Source organism: Sulfitobacter sp. GN1-4 (assembly GCF_055693825.1).
In genome coordinates this window covers 1,391,364-1,411,289 of record NZ_JBVFUQ010000003.1, presented here as the reverse complement: position 1 = coordinate 1,411,289, position 19,926 = coordinate 1,391,364, and the positions used below count along the sequence as shown (strand labels likewise).

Genomic DNA, 19,926 nt, shown 5'->3' with positions numbered 1-19,926 from the left:
TGTAAATATGAACGAACTGACGCATAACATTCACCCAGCATTGGGCGGTGAAGCTGAGAACGCCCGGTCAAAAGAGACGATGAAGACGCGCTATTTGTCTTTGCCCGTCTGCAAAACCACCGTATCGGCATCGCCCGAGTACAAGCTCAAGCAACCGCTCTTTAACGAGCGCCTGGCGATGGTCTATCGCTGGCTCGATCAGACCGGCATGGATGATTATGAGTGGACCTTGGATCAGGTTTATCTCGGCACCACCGGTGGCTTGATCGGCTCTGATCGACAAGAGATCGACCGTGAGAGCTGGGTCATTGATGACATCTTCGGCCAAGAGCCTGCGCGCTGGTTTAGTGAGTATGAAAAACGTGCCACCGGTACCTACAGCCAACGCTTGCACGCTGGCTGTGTTGGGCGCGTCATGGCCATGGAGCTGGCCGTGAACATCTATGTCGAGCGTCTCAAGCTCGCGGCAAAACAACGCCTGAATACCCCACGCTCTGCGGCCCGCTAAGGCAAGCCCCGCCCTTTTGTCGGACTTCCGCCGGCACTTTTGCCCGCGTTTCGTCTGACCTTCCAGACCATGACGGCAGCTAGCCGCTGCACCCTGAACTCGGCGCGATCTCCGCGCGGAAAGGATACCTTATGCCATTTGATACCCCGCTCTCCTCCAGCAAGACCTTTATGGCCAACTTCAGCGACCTGCTTCTTGGCAGCAGCAGAACGGCGACATCGGAGCGCGCTCTGCAACGGGCCATGCGAGACATTGAAGTCAAGGTCACCGACTACCGGAGTCTCCTTCAAGACATCGCCTCCTGCGGCGAAGAGGTTTGCCCAGATCCGGCTGCAGAGGCTGCAAGCGCAAGCTCTGAGATGCAGGCCGTTGCGACAGCCGGCGTTGCCGACATTCAAGCCGCGGAGCACGCCGCTGAGACCGCTGCGACCAGCGAGAAGGCGTTTCGGTTGCAGCACAACGTCACGCAAGGGGTGCACCAGCCTGACGTCCTGATGAACATGGCCGTGCTATCGGCGATGACGGTTCTGGAAGGCATGGTAACAGCGGTGTTCTTTTTCAAAGCTGGCTTCGTGCCGGGCTTTGGCGCGGCGGCCGGTTTGGGGCTCAGCATTGCAGGTGCAAATACACTGCTGTCTGCGGCACTCGGCGGCCACGTCTTTGGGCGGTATTGGAACTACGGCATCCATGCACGCCACCCCGATACTCAAATGCGCCTCAAGCGCGTCATGGGACGCTGCGGCGCAGTTCTAACAGCCCTCACACTCCTCTTTCTCTTGGGCGTGTCCGGGCTTGTCCGTGCCACGGGTGACCTTGAACACCTGCGCTTTGACCTGGACACGTTGCTTGCTGCAGCCACGAACTTTGAGTCCCTCATGCTCTGGGCCGTCAGCGGTGCTTTTGCGATCCTTGCATGGGTCAAAGGACTGAAAGCCTTTGCAGATCCCTACCCTGGCCTCGGTGAAGCGTGTGCAGCAAGCCAGCGCACGCGCGCTAGCGTGCCTGAGATCAAAGATGACGTTATGGCGGAGCTATCTTCGATTCACGATAACGCAGGAGCGAAGCTGACGGCCATGGCCGACGATGTCGCTGATGTCCGCGCCGACCTCATAGATTTGCTGAATGAAGCCCGCCAGACCAAAACACAGGTGCAAGGCCACATCGCTGCTACCCAGTCGACCTTAAAGGCCGAAGCAGCTGAGCAAGCCGCAATCGCAGAGATCATCTATGGTCCTGAAGGTACGCCGAGAACCTCAGAGCCTGCGCTCAAGGCCTCAGAGCCCGTCTTTCTCGACATGGCGCATCTTGACGCGCGCTTGCCCGATGCCAGGCCGCCTGAAGTCGACCCGTTCGATGGGTTTGAGCTTCGCCTGAATGCCGCCCGAGCAGACTTGGCGGAGGCCTATCAGACCGTCCTCGCCCAGGTCGCTGCTCTCAGCTCTTAACCCCCTCTTCCATCCCTCAACTTGAAAGGACAATCCTATGTCACGTCGTCATCCAAAGTCCCGTCTCAACTCCAAAGTCCGGCGCGGTTCCGGCCGTCGTGGGCGCAAGCCAACCTTCAACATCAGACGGTTTATCACCATCGGCGGTTTGATGGCCTCGTCTGCGCTGGCGCTTGCTGCTGTGACCTATAGCGGGATCAAAGATGCCAGCTATGCCAAGCCAGATGCACTAGGGTGCTACGCCGCTGACAGTGCGCAAGATCAGCGTGTCGTTCTTATCGACAGCTCCGAACCTCGCTGGACTGCAGCCCAGCAGCGCGATCTGCTGAACGCCCTCGAAGATCAGTACCACCATGATCTTGGGTTCAATGACCGGCTTTCTGTGATCAGCACCGACCCAGCTCACATCGGATCCGTCCCTGATCCGGCAATTGAGCTCTGCGGCGGTGCTCGATCCAGTGCTGAACGCGAGGCCTTGGGCGCAAAGCCCGTTACCCGGGCCTATCTTGACCAGCAGCGCGAACGCATCTTTGCCGAACAGCTGCGGCCCGCCTTGGACAACGTACTTGCTCTTGATCCTCCTGCGCATCAACGCCAGTCGCATGAATCCCCCCTGTTGGAGCAAATCCAAGGCATCGGTCAAATGCGCGGGTTTAGGGACGCTCAGGGAGGCCGAAGCCTCACCATCGTCTCTGATATGCTACAGGCCACTCAGGATGCTCAGTTCTGCCAGACCAAAGGGCACCTGCCCTCCTTCAGTGCCTTCAAGCAGAAGCCCTACTTCGCACGCATTCAGCCAGAGGCACTGAGCGGCGCGGCCATCAGTCTCTATGTGTTGGAGCGCGGCAACTTGGGTCCGTTTTGCCGGGATATGGATGAGCTCTTGGACTGGTGGCAAGCCTACTTTGAGGACGCCGGCGCAGCCTCTGTGCGCATCACCCGTCTGCGCCAGGGCGCATACGTCAGTGCTGATCAGTGATGGGGCCCGGGCTATGAGCACCGATAAGAGACAACATGGGGGGCGGTTCGTTCCGCTCGCCCTAACCGCCACCGGAGCATGGTATGCCTGGGATCACTTCGGGCCAGTCTTCTATGGCAGCGCCATCAACTGGCCTGCAGCGGCAGCCGCAAGCGTTTTGGGCGTCTGCGTCATCACAGGTCTCTCAGATGCCCTATGGTCGATCAGCAAAGGATTTGATGCCTTAGCCGCGCATACACCAACAGGTGCAAAGGGCACAGCGGCCTTTATCACCAAGATCGAAGATCTGGAGCACGAACTCGATCCAGATGATGACGGACCGTATTGGGGATCCATCGAGGGACAAGGGGTGATCACAGACTTTGCCTCCAACGCCCTCGTATGCGGCACTGCGGGTTCCGGTAAAACGACGGGACAAGTGATGCCCTCCATCCTGACCATCAAAAACTCAAAGCTCATCACGGATATGAAATCCGAGCTCACTTGCGTGCTCGCTGATGCTCTGCGCGCGCGGGGTGAAGAGTTCCACTTCCTGAACTTTGGCGATGTGAATGCCGACATTCTCGGCCCCTCTGGCAGCTACAATCCGCTGCATCTCATCGTCGACAACTATGCCAAAGGGAGCCTCTTGGACATCAGCGACGACCTCACTGAGATGGCCTTGCAGCTCTATCCAGAGCCCGCGAACGGCGGGAACGGCGACAACGAGTTCTTCCGGGACGGCAGCAGAGATTTGCTCAAATTTGCGATGCTGATCTCGGTTCTGACCGATGGGCCAAATGCAACGCTTGGTGATGTAACAGCACTTATGGACGACCGCGAGACACTGCTGAACCTCGCGCTTTGGGCCTGCGGCCGCCTTGAAACCTCTACTCAGCCGAAGGAGATCTGAAATGCCCTATTCCAAGATGCCACTTGAAAGCGCCCCCTGGGTCGAGCTGCATTCGAGCGAGGATGTGCAGGTTCATATTGATTACGTCCGCCTGCAAGGGCTGAAGGTCTCGGAGTTGCTGGACACGCAGGACTCAAAGGCCGTTGATGCGTTCATCACCGGTGCGCGGCAGGTTCTGACGAGCTATGCCAAGGCCACACGATCTTTTAGCAAATTGAAGTCCAGCACCTTCCGCTTTGCGGATCTCAAACGTCCAGGTCAGGTGACCAGCATCGCGATCATCGCGGACCCGTCCCGGATGGAGGCGCAGAAAAAGGCGATTGGCCTTGTTCAATGGTGCGCCAAGCAGGAGATTAAGCGAAGCCCGCATCTTGATGTGCCTGTGCACGTGATTGCGGATGAGGCGACCAACTTCAAAGTTGCTGGGCTGGATTCTCTCCTCACCTGGGGTAGAGGCTACGGACTTAAACTATTGGTGATCATCCAGGACCTCTGGGCGTTCCAAAAGACATATGGGGCAGACGCTCTGAAAACCTTGATGAGTGAATCTGAGATCAAACTGTTCCTCCCAGAGCAGCGTAACCCTGAAACCATCGAGATGATTGAGAAGATGCTCGGACAAGAGGCCGTCATGATGACCAGCACAGGCACCCGTCCTGAGCCATCGGACTACTACGCTGCCAGCGGCAACATCAGCGAGGAGAGCAAGCCGCTGATGTATGGCAGTGAGATACGAGAGACCAACCAGGGCATCTTGATCGTCCGGCGCAACAAACCGGCACTGGTCGACATCGTTCCAGTGGCCGCTATTGATGGATTGAAGGACCTGCTTGCGGTCAATCCCTTCCATGGCAAACCATGGGTGTTGCCAACGCGTGTTTGGCTCTCCAGCAGCAAGAGACATTGGTTGCGTCGTTTCTGGCGGAAGGTAGTTCACCGGCTGACGCGATCTGGCGTCAGTTCACTGAAGCGGAAGCGTCGTTATGAGCGCAAGGCGAAGCTGTGCCGTATGTTGAGTTCTGGGCTCCAGCTCTGGTGGCTATGGGTAGGCATCTACCTGTTTGCGTTTACCGATGTGCCGATGGAGCTATGGGACGAGATCAGTAGAGGGTTATAGGGGCGGGGTTATGCCGAGCTGATGCCAAGGTCGGCAGGCCAGCAGAATTGTTAAAATGCGGTCAATGCCGCGGCCGCGCCGACTATCGTGTAAAAACCCTTCCAAATCGGGATTGGTTTTGGCCAAGGGTTTTGAACAGCCTAAGCCGTTGTCCGCACGTTAATGATCATGACGTGCCAAAACCAGCGTTTTTGGCGCTTAGATTTTCGCAGAGGCCTACTGCCAAAGCCTGACATCTCAGATTCTGGCCTGCGACGAGGACAGCTGAACCAACGACACTGGTCCTGCGCGCTGCCTTTTTTGCAAACTCTTGAAATGTGGTCTATCGCCACATAAGTTGTGTCTCAGAGCGTTTCTGCGCTTAGCTGGCTGTGAGGGTCAGCGGGTAGTGATCACCGCGTTTCACATTGTTGGCGCGAGGAATGTCTGATGGCAAAACTCAAGATTACCATCGACAACGACATCGATTTTCTCGTTCTCACCGCCGAGGCTCGGGCATTTGGCTACTCAGTAGAAGCCCAAGTTAAGGTTAAGAGGGCGGGGCAGAACGGTGCCGTTTCCACGCTGCCTGCACCAGATGTTTACGATCTGCCATCTGACCAGTGCGAAGAAATTCACGCTGAGATCACTGGCGACGGAAACGATTAATCTGAGGCGGGCAAACTGACGGCTTTCGGTAAAATGGAGCAACCGATGAAAAGACATTTTTTGAACACCGTATCGGTGACTGGAATTCGGGCATCACACATGTACCGGAGGCTGTCGGGGCGTGCAGAGCATCGGAGGTTGTTCCGGGGCATTGCGTGGGGCGGATGGCGGCCTATGCCGTCTGGCCTACGCGTAAACCCGCACGACTACGATTTTCATTCTGCGACCAACGCCAGAGAAGGGAGCCTTACTATGGCAACCCAAACGAAGAGCACTCAGCCGTCCTTAGTCAAAGAGGGCGCACGACCATCGCGCAAATCTACCGATGGTGCCGGGTTCAAACTACACTTGGTATTGGACAAGCCGTCCTACGCCCGGTTGGTTTGGCTGCAGGGTGCTCTGCGAGCCGCGTCATTCGGTGAAGTACTTCGGAGGGCGCTAGACGCCTACGAACTCTTTGATCCGGAAGGCATGGCAGGAGAGCAGGAGGGTGCCAAAGCTGACCGCGCCACTCCTGCTGGGTCAAGCACACGCCCCGAACATCTGTATGTCGTCATCTCGGACGAGATGAAGACGCAGTTGGACGAGGAAAAAGCTGTGCATGGCCGGACATACAAGGAGACGATCCGTCGTGCTTTGTGTGTTCTGATGCAACTGGTCAGAGAACGCGCGAAACTTATCGCCGAAGTGAAGAAAGGAGACGAAGATGCCGAAAAGCATGATACCGAGGTGGGTGCGATACCACCTGCGCTTCTTGCTTCTCTTTAAAGCAGCATACGTGGCGAACCGCCATGTTGCTGCCATAAGTTAAGCGCGGGCGATTAGCCTCCCGGCAGGAAAAATGTCGGGAGGCTTTTTCATTCGAGAATGACCAAACCTACAAGAGGTTCTGGTGAAAGCCCTAGAACGCATAGCTGGTGTTATGGCGCGCACCCCAGAGATGAAGAATTGCACTGTGCCCAGTCAATTTTTGCGGGTAACACTGATGACATGAAACCGCGAACAATAACGTCTTGGACAACGACAACATGAACCGAGAGAATTCTGAACTAGTCGATCCGGATCCCTTTTTACTCGCAGCCGTCTGCTTGCAGGGTGCAGCGGTTATTCTACAGCTTATTCAGGTTAGCCAAGCTAAGACACGCCCTTCATCCAGTACTGGAGCAGTCCAAAACCGTATTTCGATGTTAACGCCACTTGAGACAGCGTTGGATGAGTTCGATGCGGCTATTGAGAAGGCGGAGCGAATGATACGCCGTTCATCCGAAGCCCCCACGAAAGAGTTCTATGAAGCGTCTTTTCGGATATCAGTCGGCGTCCTGAACTTCAGCTCTAAGAATGTACAGGAATACCACAACGCCGTTGCCACCATGACCGCCAAGCTATCATCACTAACACGTTGGATTGGACACATAATAGGGCAAGACCCTGATATTGCGGCAAAGCTTGGCGACGATATTAACAAAGTAGTTAGTGGCTCATCAGAACGTCTAAATGCGCTGATGGGAACAGGCGCACCAATTGAGCTCGTTCTCACGGAAGCGAAATTGGTACGAGACACTTGCAGAAGTGCAGTTAAGAAGCACTTGGATAGCTTGTCGAATAGTTAATCTACGTTCATTTCGGGCAGCTGGCAGAATTGAGCGTCGTAGCTCCCTTGAGGGCTATTTGCCCCCAAAACCACGAGGATATTCGCCAATAAACACCATAAGACGGGCTCTAAGTCACGAGTGCTGACCCAAATCTGAGCATGATGTTTGTCTTGGTAGTCCCCTATCGATGCGCCTAACCTCTCGAAAGACGTCCGCTTCTATCTAAAAGCAGACGTTTTTCGGAATGGACGACTACTCCAAATCCTGATCAGAACCCGGCTTTTTTTCACGTAGTTGCCCCGAAGTGTTGTAAACACTTTGCACAACGTCTTGACACTTGGTACAGATTTTTGGCTGTTTCCAATTTGAAATGTGAAGGAAGACATAGTGATTAGACCGCTCTTGATATCTTCAACCGTCTTATTCGCAACGGTAGTACATGGCCTAACGCCTGAAGAACTCCGTGCAAAATTAGACGAGCGCACGTCTCAAGTTACATCGTTTCAACAAATTCTAAATGACCCAGATCCTGTTCGTTCTCGCGCTGCAATGGAACTGATGATCGAAAGCGGCGATCCGACCCTAATTACAACCGCAATCGAATTTGGCTTGCAGTCTGCTGTACCAGAAACAAGATTGTCGGCGTTTAGGGCTTTTTTGAATACACGCCCCACGCTACTTATTGATCTCGATATTTCTAGCGCGACAGATGGTAACTTTGAACGCTATTTCAAAGAAGGGACTGGGGGCAGCGTTCTTAGTGATGGCATCGCCACCTATGCAATCAACATTGGCGGCTTTAACACTGAGAAGAACTGCTACGTTAGGTCAAGGAAAGAGGACCACTGCGCAATACAAATTGCGCCAAATGGAATTTCTGCCCAAAAGAACAACTTCAACTCTTGGACCGTGTCTTATCTAGTCCTGCAAGAAGATGGTACGCTATCCGGTTCCACGACAGTCGGAAAAGTGAAAGGTGGTTTTCCAACTACAGCACGAATTGCGCCCTAGCGCTTGTCTTGTCGAAGGCAATTGCTTACTCGAGAACCACCTGTTTGAGGCCAAGATCGCCAGCTCGCCAAGCGTTGCGGATCAGAATGCGCACCCAGCGAGTGTTGCGTGCGGCTAGATAGCCTGTATCGAAATTGCCATCAGGCGTCATCTGGCCTTGTGTCCAAAACCGAAAGCTCGAACCAGCTTCGCTGATATCTGTTTGAATTATTATGTCTTTGGGGACGGCATAGATGGAGTTGTCGGCTGTCAAACGTAAGCGGCTTAGTCCTGTCGGCCCGTCGCTCTCGATTCGCAGTGTCACTTCGAGCGCTCCAGTCGGGCGCACGATGAACAATCCATCGCCCACGAGGTTCTCAGGCCCGTGTTGGGGAAGGGTGGGAACTAAAGAAGCCGTAACGGAGGCGATAGCCATGCCCTGTACCAAACCAGAGGCTACCGTTTCCGACCTTCCTTCAATCTCAGAGCGGAACTCGTAACCTTGGCTAGATAGGTAGCGCTCGAGATGGATAGCAATTTCATCGGCCCGCAGAAAGGTCGCTCGGGACGGATGGTCGCTTTCGAGAGCCATTCCGATTGGAGTTTCGCCGACGAAAGCGAATGCGCCTGACGTGCTTTGCCTTATTTTGTCTTTGTCATTGGTCAATGCGGCAGTAATTCTGAGGTAGCTGCGCTCAGTGATCTGCAGAGGCACGCGCTCTTCGCCGCCGGATGCGCTGATCCGGTGAAGTTGAGCGATGCTTGCAACACGAGATCGATTGGTCTGCAAAAGGTCCTCCATCGAGGCGGTACAGCGACCGTCGAGAATACCACGGTCTACGATAGCAATCGCCAAATCCATTTCTGGCCAAAAGGGCTTTTGCACTGTTGCCTGATCAGACACTACGGGTTCCGATGTATAGATAGCTACCTTTGGAAGGGGCCCCGCTACATGCGAAGGTAAAGCCACATAGCAATTCCCGGAGTATTGGAACATCCATCCATAGCCCCACTGGTCGAGCCCATTTTGAACACGAACGGTTTGCGCCTGAACGATATTGGCTAAGCCTAGTGTAGCAACTAAGGTGAGCAGTATGCCCCAAAGCCTTGCCATGTTCATATCAAACGCTCTTTTCATCTCGGCTGCCTCAATTGGTATGTTGGTTTCTCAGGGACGCGCCGAGACTGTCGTCCTAGCAACTTCACCATTTGATGAAGAGCTTCTACCAGCAGCGAAAATCTCGGGCGAAGTGATTGTTGGCGCGCTTGAGCATCGCCGAGGCAGCGACGATCTTCAAGTGGCTGCATACATTCCGCAGGATTGGGCTGCCGGGATGGTCTGCGCAAGTGTCGTTTCGATTGATGGCTTTTACACCGCTAGGAACGCTTACGAGGTGCCAGCCAATTGGGGTGGTGGATATACGGAGTTACCTTACCCGACAAATCATGAGGAACATCTATTGCGGCTTCCGCCACAAAGTGTGGGGCTGCGGGTAACGAGAGGCGATTGTCAATCGGAACCGACGGAGTTTACTATTGCGCGCTGGAACGAAGGGCCGCTCGCCTCCACCAGGCTCTTGGTCAACCCGCTCGGGGCGGAGGCCGTTTTTGCATATGTCGGGGATACGATTGCGCCAGTGCGGTGTGAAGAGATCGCCATGCAAGGAAAGTCAGCTTTTCATATGCAGTGCGACCTTGGAGGGTTTCCTGGTGAAGGTGCTTTGAAGCTTGAAGTCCTACGGGTCGATGGAGACCAGGCGTTTCCTGCTGGTCCTTTCACAATTTGGGTCGCACCATACTAATGGCGAACAGTGGCCAAATGTTAATCACCGCACGGCGGATTATATTCAGGATGACACTTCTGAGTTTGCGTAAGATCATACTCATCGTGACCACTCTCATTCTCTTGATGTTATTAGCTCTCTTCGCCTACGAGCCGCAAAGGAGCTTTTTGATTGAGGCAGAAACGCGCAGTATTGAACTGACATTTGTGCCTGGAGCAAATACTTGGAGCTTGCCAGAAGCGGTAGTTTGCGTACCGGTTTCCTCTCCACTACGGGTGCCTGACCCAAAATGCGGTCTCGCAGCGGAAGCAAAAAGCCCCACTGCCGAGGTTATCACAGCGTGGGAGAGCGGAACTACCGTTGTGTTGCGGTCAACGCCTCAGGGCGGTCTTGTAATTTACGTTCGCACTTCACGCCAGACTGATCTTTCGGATGGGTCAATGATCCGTGTCGCGCCGGAAAACACACCCGCGATTGGTGCGTTAACCTTTGCAGCTGTTGTCTCAGTTGGCGAAGACATGACTTCAGGGCTGGAGAGCTATCTAGTTGAAGGAAGATGGGAGGCCCGTGAAACAGGCCTTTTGATTTCGGCGTTCCGATCTCTAACTGAAGTTGTAAAGTCTGGCTCGCTCGCCCTCGGAACTCAGGTCGAAGTGTTCAACGGCGATCAGCTTGCCCACAGTTTCGGACATATCGTTTTCGGCGAACGCAATATACTGCATGCCTCCCTGCTCACCGAGGCTGGAGATACCGCACTTTCCATTCGCCATTTCGGCCTGGAAGACCCTGTACGTGTAGAACCAGACTGGATGGACCTCACACTTTCTAGCCCTTTAATTCTCGCCATAGGAATTCTTCTGGCTATTCTCGCGGCTGCAAGCCAGATCGTGGCTGATACGTCATCCTCAAGAAGACGAGGTGAGGCTCGCGTAAGCGATGTCGATGACGCGGGCAAATGACGTTGTTTAGCTAGGTTTGCGCGACCTTTGAGGCTGTCATGCCATCGATTGGATAGTAGTGATTGGTCACAGCCTTTTACCTCGTACTTTGAGTCTTGCAGTGGCCGATCACACACAAACTGAATTGGCTTTGGCATGTTCAACGTGATCACATGCCTCATGCCTTTTGGGTTTTTCCCGGTCTTTTGCTCGGCTTTTGATCCGGCTTCACACTATGACAAGGCTAGCATCACGTAAACTGTCTCCAGATTTGCATGACGGAGACCAAGGATGAGCGGACGATCCACCAGAAGCGTAGCCCTCGAACACATGGGCTCATGGATGTCACAAGAGACGTTGGCACGCCTGCCGCAGCTTAAGCGAGGCTTTGACAGCACCCGAGATCCGGCAACGGCAGGAGCACATCGTGATCTCAGCACTTCAGAGGCGCAGCGGCGGAACGAGAGCATCGCCTATTATGCGCGTATGGCAAAGGATCGAGGGCCAGCTCCGGTCAAACGCGCTGGCATGACAGCGCAGGTGAACGCTGCCGTTCACTTTGCACACATCCTCGAGATCCCAAGGTCGCAGCGATGGACGCGGGGAACAATCGGGTGGCGCTACGCGATCATCTGCCATGGTTGCGCGCAGCCAGCCACTTCCCGCACCTAAACCTCCTGGCAGCGTTGCACGAAGCGTGGACGCAGGAGCGTTCGAGGGCAACTGGATGCGCGAACAGCGGGACGCGGCAATGGCACAAGCCAAGCCACGCCCTGCTCCGGCTTTAGAACCGAGCCGTGCCTTCAATCGAAGTGAGCCCAGCCGCGAACGATGACAATCGTATGCAGCGGTTTGCAAATAAATCAGCATCTTATCAATTTTGTTCCCTATATGTTCTTTTTTGTGATAGGATCGCTTCCCTTTGCCGAAACCAACCAACCGAAAGGAGAAAACTATGGCAGATCAAACCAAAAACCCACCTGTAGCAACAGTACGAGATGGGGCTATTAGCGCCAAGGTCTGGCGCAACATGTCGAATGAAGGTGACGTCTATTATGGAACCACATTCGAGCGCATCTACACGAAGAGCGATGGTTCATTTGGAACATCGAACTCTTTCAGTCAGACTGACTTGCTGAAAATCGAAAAGCTGGCCTCAGAAGCATATCGCACAGTCCAGTGGAACCGTCAGCAAGATAAGGAAGCATCGCAAGATGCCTCTGTGGACATGGCTCAGGAGCGCGATGCGGCAATGCAAAACGCGTCTTCTCGCAAAACGGGCGATGTGGGCAGAGACCGTCAGGCACGTCAGTACGACCAGCCAGAACCATAATCAGCACTTGATATAGCATTTGTCGCCAGCCCCGCTTGCGGGGCTGGCGTCTTAACACTCAGATTCGAAAGGACACCCATGGCAGAGAACGCAACGACACGACCAACACACGCCCAGCAGACCGCTTCCCTGCCCAATCGAAGCATTCATCTCAATTGGCAAGATTGGCTGCCTTACCTTGAGGATAGCGATGCTACTGAGGACGAAAAGTGCGCGTTGATCGAAGCCCTATGGTCGATTGTCGTCGCCTTTGTTGATCTTGGCTGGGACATCGCCTCAGCAGATAAAATCTGTGGAGAACACATCGATCTCACAGCCCTTCTGAAGGACGCTGTGCTAAACTCTCTGAGTAGCCCAGACAAAGAAAAGGAGGAGGTATGAGCAAGCTTAAAGCCCTGATCTATTGCAGGGTCTCATCCAAGGGACAAGAAACCGATGGCCACGGCCTAGAGAGCCAGGAGACCCGTTGTCGTCAACATGCTGAGGCACGAGGCTACGACGTTGTGGCGGCGTTCCCCGATACAATGACTGGCGGCGGTGATTTTATGAAGCGGCGGGGAATGGTTGCATTGTTGTCCTACATGGACGCACATCCGGGCGAGACTTTCGTTGTGATCTTCGACGACCTCAAACGCTTCGCCCGAGACCGTGAATTCCACTTCCAGCTGCGTAAAGCGTTCCGTGCGCGCGGAGCTCTACTGGACTGCCTGAACTACCAGTTTGATGAAACGCCCGAAGGCGAGTTCGTCGAGACCATCTTCGCCGCCCAGGGTCAGCTTGAGCGCAGGCAGAATGCGAGACAAGTCAGACAAAAGATGCGCGCACGCATGGAATCTGGCTACTGGATACATAACCCGCCAGTTGGCTATCGGTACGAAGCCATCAAGGGCCGTGGCAAAGTCCTGTTTCCAAATGAGCCATTTGCAAGCATCATACGCGAGGGTTTTGAAGGATACGCTTCAGGGCGCTTTAGCACGATGGCTGAAGTGAAACGCTTCTTTGAGGGCTTTCCGGATTTCCCGCGCAACAAGCACGGCGTCGTAAAGCAGCAGCGTGTAAGTGATATTCTCTCCCACTCTGCCTATACCGGGCACATCTGCTCTGACACCTACAAAATCCATTGGCTTCCTGCACAGCATGAAGCCCTGATCTCAATGGCAACCTTTGACAAGGTGCAGGAGCGCCGGAAAGGCGTTGCGAAGGCCCCCAAGCGAGCCAACATTGGTGATCAATTTGCTCTAAGGGGCGTAGTGGCCTGCGCAGGTTGTGCAACGCCGCTGCGCTCATATTTTGCGCGGGGGCGACACGGTGGGCGATTCCCGTACTACATCTGCCAGACCAAGGATTGTGATCACTACGGAAAATCTATCAAGCGAGATAAAGTCGAAGGGGATGTCGGCCAGATCATAAAGAAGCTGCAGCCAAGCGCTGGCCTGATGGCTCTCGCGACGGCCATGTTCCGCCATGCGTGGGATCAGCGCGGTGTGCAGGCTATCGAAAAACGCATTGCAGCGGGCAGACAGCTCACGACCATTGAAAACCAGGCAGAAAAGGTTCTGGAACGCATCATGGAGGCCTCAAACGCCTCAGTAATTGCACGGTATGAAGACAAGCTTGTCGAACTCGAGCGCCAGAAGCTCGTGCTGAAAGAACGACTCGCATCTGAGACCGAACCGCAAGGCAGCTTCGAAGAAAAACTAGAACCCCTGCTCACATTCCTCGCAAACCCTTGGAAACTCTGGAAAACAGGTGATGTAAAGCTCCGCCGGGTGGTGTTAAAACTGGCTTTTAGCACCCGTGTTCAATATGACCGATTTGAGGGTGCTAGAACCCCTGAAATATCGTTTCCGTTCAAAGCGTTAAAGGGTATTTCAGGGCAGCAGATCAGCTGTGGTGCGGGTGAAGGGACTTGAACCCCCACGCCTTGCGGCGCCAGAACCTAAATCTGGTGCGTCTACCAATTCCGCCACACCCGCACTGTACCAAATCAACACTTTGGCAACGCGGGGTGAGTAACAAAGTGTTTGGCAAGATGCGAGCCTAAAAAAGGCAAGACAGACGATCGTTGTTTTCTTATGGTCGGCAGCAAATGCGACAGCAAACATGCGGAAAGATCTGTTGATGAGACCAACCTGGGGGGTACATCCAAAACCGGCGAACTTGGCGGCAGGACCGTTCGGCCAGTTTTGCGCGGCAGAATCCGGTTTGTTGGGCGAGGCGTTGATCCTGACGTTGGATGGGGAAAGGCCGATTGCGGAGCTTTCCACTGGCGACAGGTTGATCACCCGCGACAGCGGTGTGGCAAAGGTCAGGCATATCCAGACCCACCGCAGGCCCTGCCATCTGATCACCTTGCCTTCGGATGTTTTTGGGGTCGCAGCACCCGGAACGCAAACCACGGTGGCGGCTGAGCAGATGGTGTTGTTGCGCGGTGCCAGGGCGCGGGCCTATTTTGACTGTGCGACGGCACTGGTGGAGGCCAAAGCACTGCTGGGGGAGCCTGGCGTGACAGACCGGGGGCGGTGCGATGCGGTTGTGCATCAGATTTTCTGTGACGCGCCGCACATCCTTTACTGCGATGGCCTGGAAGTCAGCACAGCGGATGGGGCGCGGGCCCGGGGCGCGGTGCTGGAGCCTGCGTAACGCCTGGGTTTACGGGCATTGTTATTCAGACATCGGGGGTGTCGGCTGCAGGCGGCGCAAGACGGCGGGCAAGCTGTCTGCGATGTCTTCTGCAATCAGGCCCGGACCGAAGGTAAGGGCCGCTTCGACATGCAGAAAGGCTGCTAAGCTGCAGGCCTCTTGCGGATTTAGGCCACGCGCCATGAGGCCGCAGATCATCCCCGCCAGGACATCGCCCGCACCTGCGGTGGCCAACCACGGCACGGCGCGGGCGCCGGTGGCAGCATGGTGGGTGGCGGTGCCCTCTGGTGCGGCGATGATCGTATCGGGGCCTTTATAAAGAACGGTGCAGCCTGCCCGCTGCGCGGCGGTGCGGGTCAGTTGCGTTTTGGCGGCGACCGTATCTGAGGGATCATTACCCAGGTCAGGGAACAGCCGCGCAAATTCACCGCCATGGGGCGTGAGCACACAGAGCGGGTGCAACAGCGCAAAGAGCGCAGGTGCCCCGGCGATCAGCGTCAGAGCATCCGCATCCAGGACACAGGCCCGGCCGCTCTTCAAAGCGACCTCTAGAAGGTCGCGTTTTTCATCGCTGAGGCCAAGCCCCGGCCCCAGGCAGAGCGCATTGAGGCGCGGGTCGCGCAAGAGGCCCTGGAGTGCCGCGGCATCCGGCATCCGGGCCAGCATGACGGCGGTGATCTGCATCGCCACTTCGAGCTGGGCGGCCGGCGGCGTGGCGATGGTGACGGCCCCTGCCCCGATGCGCAGCGCCGCATGGGCGGCCAGCCGCGCAGCCCCGGTGCGGCCCGCGCCGCCGCTGAGGATCAGCGCGTGGCCATGGGTGTATTTGTGCCCTTGGGGCTTGTGCAAGCGCGACAGATCAAGCGTGTCGCGGGTGATGGGGGTGGGATCAGAGATTTTATGCCTCCGGCGGGAATTGTAGTGGAAAGATGAAGTCACAGGCCGATGTCGTGGACCACGATACTACCACAGTGATCGGCAGCCGTCGCGGCCAGGTGGCAGGGTTTGGGGCGATGAAAGGTGACGGTGAGGTCTGCTTTGATATGCATCTGCGGATCGGTGTCTGGGCGTTCTTGGTTTGGGGTGTTCAGATAGGTGCCGCTGTCTGCATCCAGGCCGCTGGGCAGGTCCACCGCGACAACGTGAAAGTCTGCTGCACTGGCAGGCAGATCTGACGGGCAGGCTTTGTGGGTGGCCTGGGCCAGGCGATCAAAGCCCTGCACGGGTCGGGTGAGGCCGATGCCAAAGAGCGCGTCGATCAGCAGGTCGTAGGGGCCTGACTGCGTCAGCGTCTTCCAAAGCGCTTCGTCTTGGTAGGGGTGAATGGGGCCGAGCGCTGTGTAGAGGTCGTGGTTGTGACGGGCATCTGGCGGCAGCTTGGCGGCTTTTCCGGCAAAGTGGACATCGACCGTCCAGCCGCGCTGCACCAACAGCCGCGCCACCACAAAGCCATCGCCGCCGTTGTTGCCCGGCCCGCAGATCACAAGGGTGCGGTGCCCCTTTCCTTGCAAGGCTGGCCACTGCGCCAGAAGGGCGGCCACCACGCCCCGGCCTGCGCGTTCCATAAGCTGCACCCCGGTGACCGCACCGCTTTTCATGGCGGTCTGTTCCAGCGCGCGCATTTGATCGGCTGTGATGGTTTCCACCGGCTTCCCCCTCAAAGATTCACTTCTGCTTATTAATTAGGCGCTATGCCCTAAATTTCAGCGACACAAATTGAATCCCTCTCTGTCGCCCCTTCCCACAGGTCCCTGTTATGGATTCCCCTCAGCCAAAATGAAATGACCGCGGACAGCGTAGCCACTGCATAAAGGGTCAGCCCATGAAGAAGATCGAAGCGATCATCAAGCCATTCAAGCTCGATGAGGTCAAAGAGGCCCTTCAAGAGGTTGGCGTTCAAGGTCTCAGCGTGATTGAGGTCAAAGGTTTTGGCCGCCAGAAAGGTCATACTGAGCTGTACCGGGGCGCGGAATACGTTGTTGATTTCCTGCCCAAAGTGAAGGTTGAGATCGTTCTGGACGATGACCAGGTCGACGCCGCGATTGAGGCGATCATCTCAGCTGCGAAGACCGAAAAGATTGGCGATGGGAAGATCTTTGTCTCTCCCATTGAACAGACCATCCGCATCCGTACCGGGGAAACCGGTTCGGACGCATTGTAATTTAACTCCACTACTTCAAGGAAAAGGACCGCCCTGATGAGCGCATCTGATCTTCTTAAGACCATCAAGGATGAAGACGTAGAATACGTTGATATCCGCTTTACTGACCCACGCGGCAAGCTGCAGCACGTCACCGTCTGCGCGGACCAAGTGGATGAGGACTTCCTTGAGGAAGGGTTCATGTTCGATGGCTCCTCCATCGCGGGTTGGAAAAGCATTGAAGCTTCCGACATGAAGCTGATGCCCGACACCGAAAGCGGCTACATCGATCCGTTCTATGCGGAAAAAACCATGTGCGTGCACTGCTCTGTTGTGGAGCCTGACACAGGCGAAGCCTATGATCGTGACCCTCGCGGCACGGCAGAGAAAGCCGAAGCTTATCTGAAGTCCTCCGGCATCGGTGATGTGGCGTTCTTTGGTCCAGAGGCGGAATTCTTCCTCTTTGACGATGTGCGTTTCTCAACCTCCATCAACAAAGTGTCTTATGAGGTCGATGCGACGGACGCCTCTTGGAACACCGATACTGAGTACGAGATGGGCAACATGGGCCACCGTCCTGGCGTTAAGGGCGGCTATTTCCCAGTGAACCCAACCGACGAATCCCAAGACCTGCGGTCTGAGATGCTGTCGACCATGAAGCGTCTGGGCATGAAAGTGGACAAGCACCACCACGAGGTGGCGTCCTGTCAGCACGAGCTGGGTCTGATCTTTGACAGCCTGACAAAACAGGCCGATGAGCTGCAGAAATACAAATACGTGATCCACAACGTGGCCCACGCCTATGGCAAATCCGCGACCTTTATGCCAAAGCCCATCGCAGGCGACAACGGCACCGGCATGCACTGCAACATGTCCATCTGGAAAGACGGCAAGCCGCTGTTCGCGGGCGACAAATACGCCGACCTGTCACAGGAAGCACTGTATTTCATCGGCGGTATCCTGAAGCACGCCAAGGCGCTGAACGCCTTCACCAACCCTTCCACAAACTCTTACAAGCGTTTGATCCCAGGGTTTGAAGCACCTGTTCTGCGCGCCTATTCCGCGCGTAACCGGTCCGGCTGTGTGCGGATCCCATGGACAGAAAGCCCCAAAGCCAAGCGCGTTGAGGCCCGTTTCCCTGACCCAGCGGCCAACCCATACCTGTGCTTTGCGGCCCTGTTGATGGCTGGCCTGGACGGCATCAAGAACAAGATTGATCCCGGCGAGGCGATGGACAAGAACCTCTATGACCTGCCCGCAGAAGAGCTGGCAGATATCCCAACCGTCTGCGGTTCCCTGCGCGAAGCGCTGGAAGAGCTGCAAGCAGACATGGACTTCCTGCTGGAAGGTGACGTGTTCACCAAAAGCCAGATCGAAGGCTATTGCGAGCTGAAGATGGAAGAGATCGAGGCCTATGAGCACACGCCTCACCCCATGGAATTCCAGCTTTACTACAGCTGCTGATCTCCCCGGCAGTTTTAATTGGGCGCTCCCCTCGGGGCGCCCTTTTTTGTGTCTGGTGCACAAACGGTTCGTCGGTGCGTTTCGGCACGAAAGCGTCGCGAACTTGCCCACCTCCCGCACCGGTTGTGCCTCATTCTTGCCCATTAGGTTTACGATCCAAGGCCTTCGAAAAGAGAGGAGCAAGAATGCCCGTATCATCACAGAGCTTTGCAGAACGCAGATCTCGGATCGTTACCCGAGAAGCGAAACGCATGTCCCTTTTGGGCAAACGCAAACGGCGGCGGCCGTTGCGCGAACGGATGCTGACCCTGCCGTTTATGGTTGGCGTTGGCATTTTGGCTGGGGGACCGGCCTATGCGTTGGTGTCGATGGGCCTGGGCTAGGCCTGCGCGACGAATGATTGCTGATCGCTTCGGTTCCCCGTTGAACCGGCGCTGCGCTTCGTTAAGCTGCCCCTGACAATGTTCGTATCAGGGGTAGTTTTATGCGCGGGTTTCAGACCGTTATCATTTCAGCACTGGCCGCAGTGGCGCTGACCGGCACCGCCGTGTCCGCCAATTGCATCACCAGCAAAAACGCATTTGGCAGCTATAAACAGGCGCTTGCCCAAAAGGCCGCTGCGGCGGGTGTGGGCCAGCGCGGTTTGCAGGCGTTGAGCGGCGCGAAACTGTCGGGGATCACTTGGCGGTTTGAATCCAACCCCGCCAGCCAGACCGGCGTGTCCCAGGGGGATCCGGCGCGGTTTTTGGCCAAACGCTCGGGCAGTTCGGCGGCCAATTTCGTCAAACAGACCCGCGCCAAGATTGCCCGCAACCCCAATACTTTCGCCGCCATTGAACGGGCCTACGGCGTGCCCGCCAGCCTTTTGGCCACCATCTGGGGGCTTGAGACAAGCTGGGGCGGATATTTGGGCAAAACGCCTGTGGTCAGCGGCGCGGTCACCCTGTCCTCTTATTGCCGCCGCTACCCCAAGTTTGAACCCCACGCCATCGCCGCGCTCAGCATGGCGGACCGTGGGTTGATCTCGGCCAGCACCCAAGGTGGGCCTTCGGGTGAGTTGGGGCATATGCAGTTTCTGGCCGGTAACTGGCTGAAATACGGTGTGGACGGAAACGGGGACGGCCGGGCCGACCCTTATACGGCCGCGGATGCGCTGGCCACGGCGGCCAACATGCTGCGCCAGAACGGCTGGAAGCCAGGGCAGCCGTTTAACGACGGCAGCCGGAACTTCCGCGTTCTGTCGGTATGGAACGACAGTGGCAACTACCAGCGCGCGATTGCCTATGCGGCCGGGTTGGTTGACGGCTGAGCGGCACCTGCGATCCGGCGCGCTTGTTTTGCAAAAGCCACACCTGCGCCTTGCGCGGGGCGGGCACTTGTACGGGGGCATGCTGCCCCCTATATGGCGGTCAGGGTCAGGCCCCTGCCGTCCGCACTTTGGTGAAGTCCTGAA

The 19,926-nt window shown here is 56.1% G+C and carries 22 protein-coding genes and 1 tRNA gene; 19 read left to right on the top strand and 4 right to left on the bottom strand.

The window, feature by feature from the left end; genetic code table 11:
• The first annotated feature begins 7 nt into the window (after positions 1-7).
• The 9 genes from ACZ1HM_RS07415 (at position 8) to ACZ1HM_RS07375 (ending at position 8,192) form a co-directional block, all read left to right on the top strand.
• Positions 8-508, top strand: coding sequence for a hypothetical protein (locus tag ACZ1HM_RS07415; RefSeq protein ID WP_472742208.1), 501 nt, complete (start codon positions 8-10; stop codon positions 506-508).
• Between the two features lie 131 nt (positions 509-639).
• Positions 640-1,953, top strand: a complete 1,314-nt coding sequence (locus ACZ1HM_RS07410; protein WP_472742207.1) for a hypothetical protein — start codon at positions 640-642, stop codon at positions 1,951-1,953.
• 37 nt (positions 1,954-1,990) lie between these two features.
• Complete coding sequence (locus tag ACZ1HM_RS07405) at positions 1,991-2,932, top strand: hypothetical protein (RefSeq protein ID WP_472742206.1); 942 nt, start codon at positions 1,991-1,993, stop codon at positions 2,930-2,932.
• A 13-nt stretch (positions 2,933-2,945) separates the two neighbouring features.
• Positions 2,946-3,824 carry a type IV secretory system conjugative DNA transfer family protein gene (locus tag ACZ1HM_RS07400; RefSeq protein WP_472742205.1) on the top strand — a complete coding sequence of 293 codons (879 nt, stop codon included), beginning with the start codon at positions 2,946-2,948 and terminating at the stop codon, positions 3,822-3,824.
• A 1-nt stretch (position 3,825) separates the two neighbouring features.
• Positions 3,826-4,941, top strand: coding sequence for a TraM recognition domain-containing protein (locus ACZ1HM_RS07395; protein WP_472742204.1), 1,116 nt, complete (start codon positions 3,826-3,828; stop codon positions 4,939-4,941).
• A 429-nt stretch (positions 4,942-5,370) separates the two neighbouring features.
• A complete protein-coding gene (locus ACZ1HM_RS07390) occupies positions 5,371-5,589 on the top strand; it encodes a hypothetical protein (protein ID WP_472742203.1) in 219 nt (72 codons plus the stop codon).
• A gap of 252 nt (positions 5,590-5,841) precedes the next feature.
• Positions 5,842-6,357 (top strand): hypothetical protein, encoded by a 516-nt coding sequence (locus ACZ1HM_RS07385; protein ID WP_472742202.1) that lies wholly within the window; start codon positions 5,842-5,844, stop codon positions 6,355-6,357.
• Positions 6,358-6,602: 245 nt separating this feature from the next.
• Positions 6,603-7,199, top strand: coding sequence for a hypothetical protein (locus tag ACZ1HM_RS07380; RefSeq protein WP_472742201.1), 597 nt, complete (start codon positions 6,603-6,605; stop codon positions 7,197-7,199).
• A 369-nt stretch (positions 7,200-7,568) separates the two neighbouring features.
• Complete coding sequence (locus tag ACZ1HM_RS07375; protein ID WP_472742200.1) at positions 7,569-8,192, top strand: hypothetical protein; 624 nt, start codon at positions 7,569-7,571, stop codon at positions 8,190-8,192.
• Between the two features lie 25 nt (positions 8,193-8,217).
• On the opposite strand, the gene ACZ1HM_RS07370 is transcribed toward ACZ1HM_RS07375, so the two are convergent.
• Positions 8,218-9,291 carry a hypothetical protein gene (locus tag ACZ1HM_RS07370; RefSeq protein WP_472742199.1) on the bottom strand — a complete coding sequence of 358 codons (1,074 nt, stop codon included), beginning with the start codon at positions 9,289-9,291 and terminating at the stop codon, positions 8,218-8,220.
• Here ACZ1HM_RS07370 and ACZ1HM_RS07365 point away from each other — a divergent pair.
• The 5 genes from ACZ1HM_RS07365 to ACZ1HM_RS07345 all read left to right on the top strand — a co-directional run bounded on the left by ACZ1HM_RS07365 (position 9,266) and on the right by ACZ1HM_RS07345 (position 14,139).
• A complete protein-coding gene (locus ACZ1HM_RS07365; RefSeq protein ID WP_472742198.1) occupies positions 9,266-9,973 on the top strand; it encodes a hypothetical protein in 708 nt (235 codons plus the stop codon). The genes ACZ1HM_RS07370 and ACZ1HM_RS07365 overlap by 26 nt on opposite strands.
• 50 nt (positions 9,974-10,023) lie before the next feature.
• The gene (locus ACZ1HM_RS07360; protein ID WP_472742197.1) at positions 10,024-10,914 is read left to right on the top strand and encodes a hypothetical protein; all 891 of its coding nucleotides are present in this window, start codon (positions 10,024-10,026) and stop codon (positions 10,912-10,914) included.
• Between the two features lie 934 nt (positions 10,915-11,848).
• Entirely contained in the window at positions 11,849-12,226 is a 378-nt protein-coding gene (locus tag ACZ1HM_RS07355; protein WP_472742196.1) for a hypothetical protein, read from the top strand.
• 78 nt (positions 12,227-12,304) lie between these two features.
• Entirely contained in the window at positions 12,305-12,607 is a 303-nt protein-coding gene (locus tag ACZ1HM_RS07350) for a hypothetical protein (RefSeq protein ID WP_472742195.1), read from the top strand.
• Positions 12,604-14,139: a recombinase family protein gene (locus tag ACZ1HM_RS07345; RefSeq protein ID WP_472742194.1), complete on the top strand. Its 1,536-nt coding sequence runs from the start codon at positions 12,604-12,606 to the stop codon at positions 14,137-14,139. Before ACZ1HM_RS07350 ends, ACZ1HM_RS07345 begins: the two co-directional genes overlap by 4 nt.
• Here the strand turns inward: ACZ1HM_RS07345 and ACZ1HM_RS07340 are convergent.
• A tRNA-Leu gene (locus tag ACZ1HM_RS07340) sits at positions 14,118-14,202 on the bottom strand. The genes ACZ1HM_RS07345 and ACZ1HM_RS07340 overlap by 22 nt on opposite strands.
• Positions 14,203-14,347: 145 nt before the next feature.
• Between ACZ1HM_RS07340 and ACZ1HM_RS07335 the strand changes: the two genes are divergently transcribed.
• On the top strand, positions 14,348-14,869 hold the full coding sequence (locus tag ACZ1HM_RS07335) for a Hint domain-containing protein (RefSeq protein WP_472742193.1): 522 nt from the start codon (positions 14,348-14,350) through the stop codon (positions 14,867-14,869).
• 21 nt (positions 14,870-14,890) lie between these two features.
• Here the strand turns inward: ACZ1HM_RS07335 and ACZ1HM_RS07330 are convergent, their stop codons facing one another.
• Complete coding sequence (locus tag ACZ1HM_RS07330; RefSeq protein WP_472742192.1) at positions 14,891-15,808, bottom strand: NAD(P)H-hydrate dehydratase; 918 nt, start codon at positions 15,806-15,808, stop codon at positions 14,891-14,893.
• The gene (locus tag ACZ1HM_RS07325) at positions 15,805-16,515 is read right to left on the bottom strand and encodes an NAD(P)H-hydrate epimerase (protein ID WP_472742191.1); all 711 of its coding nucleotides are present in this window, start codon (positions 16,513-16,515) and stop codon (positions 15,805-15,807) included. Before ACZ1HM_RS07325 ends, ACZ1HM_RS07330 begins: the two co-directional genes overlap by 4 nt.
• Before the next feature lie 176 nt (positions 16,516-16,691).
• On the opposite strand from ACZ1HM_RS07325, the gene ACZ1HM_RS07320 reads away from it, so the two are divergent.
• The 4 genes from ACZ1HM_RS07320 (at position 16,692) to ACZ1HM_RS07305 (ending at position 19,782) form a co-directional block, all read left to right on the top strand.
• Positions 16,692-17,030, top strand: a complete 339-nt coding sequence (locus tag ACZ1HM_RS07320; protein WP_472742190.1) for a P-II family nitrogen regulator — start codon at positions 16,692-16,694, stop codon at positions 17,028-17,030.
• 36 nt (positions 17,031-17,066) lie between these two features.
• Positions 17,067-18,473, top strand: coding sequence for a type I glutamate--ammonia ligase (gene glnA, locus ACZ1HM_RS07315; protein ID WP_472742189.1), 1,407 nt, complete (start codon positions 17,067-17,069; stop codon positions 18,471-18,473).
• Between the two features lie 185 nt (positions 18,474-18,658).
• Entirely contained in the window at positions 18,659-18,856 is a 198-nt protein-coding gene (locus ACZ1HM_RS07310; protein ID WP_472742188.1) for a hypothetical protein, read from the top strand.
• A 101-nt stretch (positions 18,857-18,957) separates the two neighbouring features.
• On the top strand, positions 18,958-19,782 hold the full coding sequence (locus tag ACZ1HM_RS07305; protein WP_472742187.1) for a lytic murein transglycosylase: 825 nt from the start codon (positions 18,958-18,960) through the stop codon (positions 19,780-19,782).
• Positions 19,783-19,926: the final 144 nt, after the last annotated feature.

What these genes read in the sequence shown, in the direction of transcription:
- ACZ1HM_RS07415 (WP_472742208.1), top strand. Translation starts at nt 8, where the DNA reads ATGAACGAACTGACGCATAACATTCACCCAGCATTGGGCGGTGAAGCT.
- ACZ1HM_RS07410 (WP_472742207.1), top strand. Translation starts at nt 640, where the DNA reads ATGCCATTTGATACCCCGCTCTCCTCCAGCAAGACCTTTATGGCCAAC.
- ACZ1HM_RS07405 (WP_472742206.1), top strand. Translation starts at nt 1,991, where the DNA reads ATGTCACGTCGTCATCCAAAGTCCCGTCTCAACTCCAAAGTCCGGCGC.
- ACZ1HM_RS07400 (WP_472742205.1), top strand. Translation starts at nt 2,946, where the DNA reads ATGAGCACCGATAAGAGACAACATGGGGGGCGGTTCGTTCCGCTCGCC.
- ACZ1HM_RS07395 (WP_472742204.1), top strand. Translation starts at nt 3,826, where the DNA reads ATGCCCTATTCCAAGATGCCACTTGAAAGCGCCCCCTGGGTCGAGCTG.
- ACZ1HM_RS07390 (WP_472742203.1), top strand. Translation starts at nt 5,371, where the DNA reads ATGGCAAAACTCAAGATTACCATCGACAACGACATCGATTTTCTCGTT.
- ACZ1HM_RS07385 (WP_472742202.1), top strand. Translation starts at nt 5,842, where the DNA reads ATGGCAACCCAAACGAAGAGCACTCAGCCGTCCTTAGTCAAAGAGGGC.
- ACZ1HM_RS07365 (WP_472742198.1), top strand. Translation starts at nt 9,266, where the DNA reads ATGCCCCAAAGCCTTGCCATGTTCATATCAAACGCTCTTTTCATCTCG.
- ACZ1HM_RS07370 (WP_472742199.1), bottom strand. Translation starts at nt 9,291, where the DNA reads ATGAACATGGCAAGGCTTTGGGGCATACTGCTCACCTTAGTTGCTACA.
- ACZ1HM_RS07360 (WP_472742197.1), top strand. Translation starts at nt 10,024, where the DNA reads ATGACACTTCTGAGTTTGCGTAAGATCATACTCATCGTGACCACTCTC.
- ACZ1HM_RS07355 (WP_472742196.1), top strand. Translation starts at nt 11,849, where the DNA reads ATGGCAGATCAAACCAAAAACCCACCTGTAGCAACAGTACGAGATGGG.
- ACZ1HM_RS07350 (WP_472742195.1), top strand. Translation starts at nt 12,305, where the DNA reads ATGGCAGAGAACGCAACGACACGACCAACACACGCCCAGCAGACCGCT.
- ACZ1HM_RS07345 (WP_472742194.1), top strand. Translation starts at nt 12,604, where the DNA reads ATGAGCAAGCTTAAAGCCCTGATCTATTGCAGGGTCTCATCCAAGGGA.
- ACZ1HM_RS07335 (WP_472742193.1), top strand. Translation starts at nt 14,348, where the DNA reads ATGAGACCAACCTGGGGGGTACATCCAAAACCGGCGAACTTGGCGGCA.
- ACZ1HM_RS07320 (WP_472742190.1), top strand. Translation starts at nt 16,692, where the DNA reads ATGAAGAAGATCGAAGCGATCATCAAGCCATTCAAGCTCGATGAGGTC.
- glnA (WP_472742189.1), top strand. Translation starts at nt 17,067, where the DNA reads ATGAGCGCATCTGATCTTCTTAAGACCATCAAGGATGAAGACGTAGAA.
- ACZ1HM_RS07310 (WP_472742188.1), top strand. Translation starts at nt 18,659, where the DNA reads ATGCCCGTATCATCACAGAGCTTTGCAGAACGCAGATCTCGGATCGTT.
- ACZ1HM_RS07305 (WP_472742187.1), top strand. Translation starts at nt 18,958, where the DNA reads ATGCGCGGGTTTCAGACCGTTATCATTTCAGCACTGGCCGCAGTGGCG.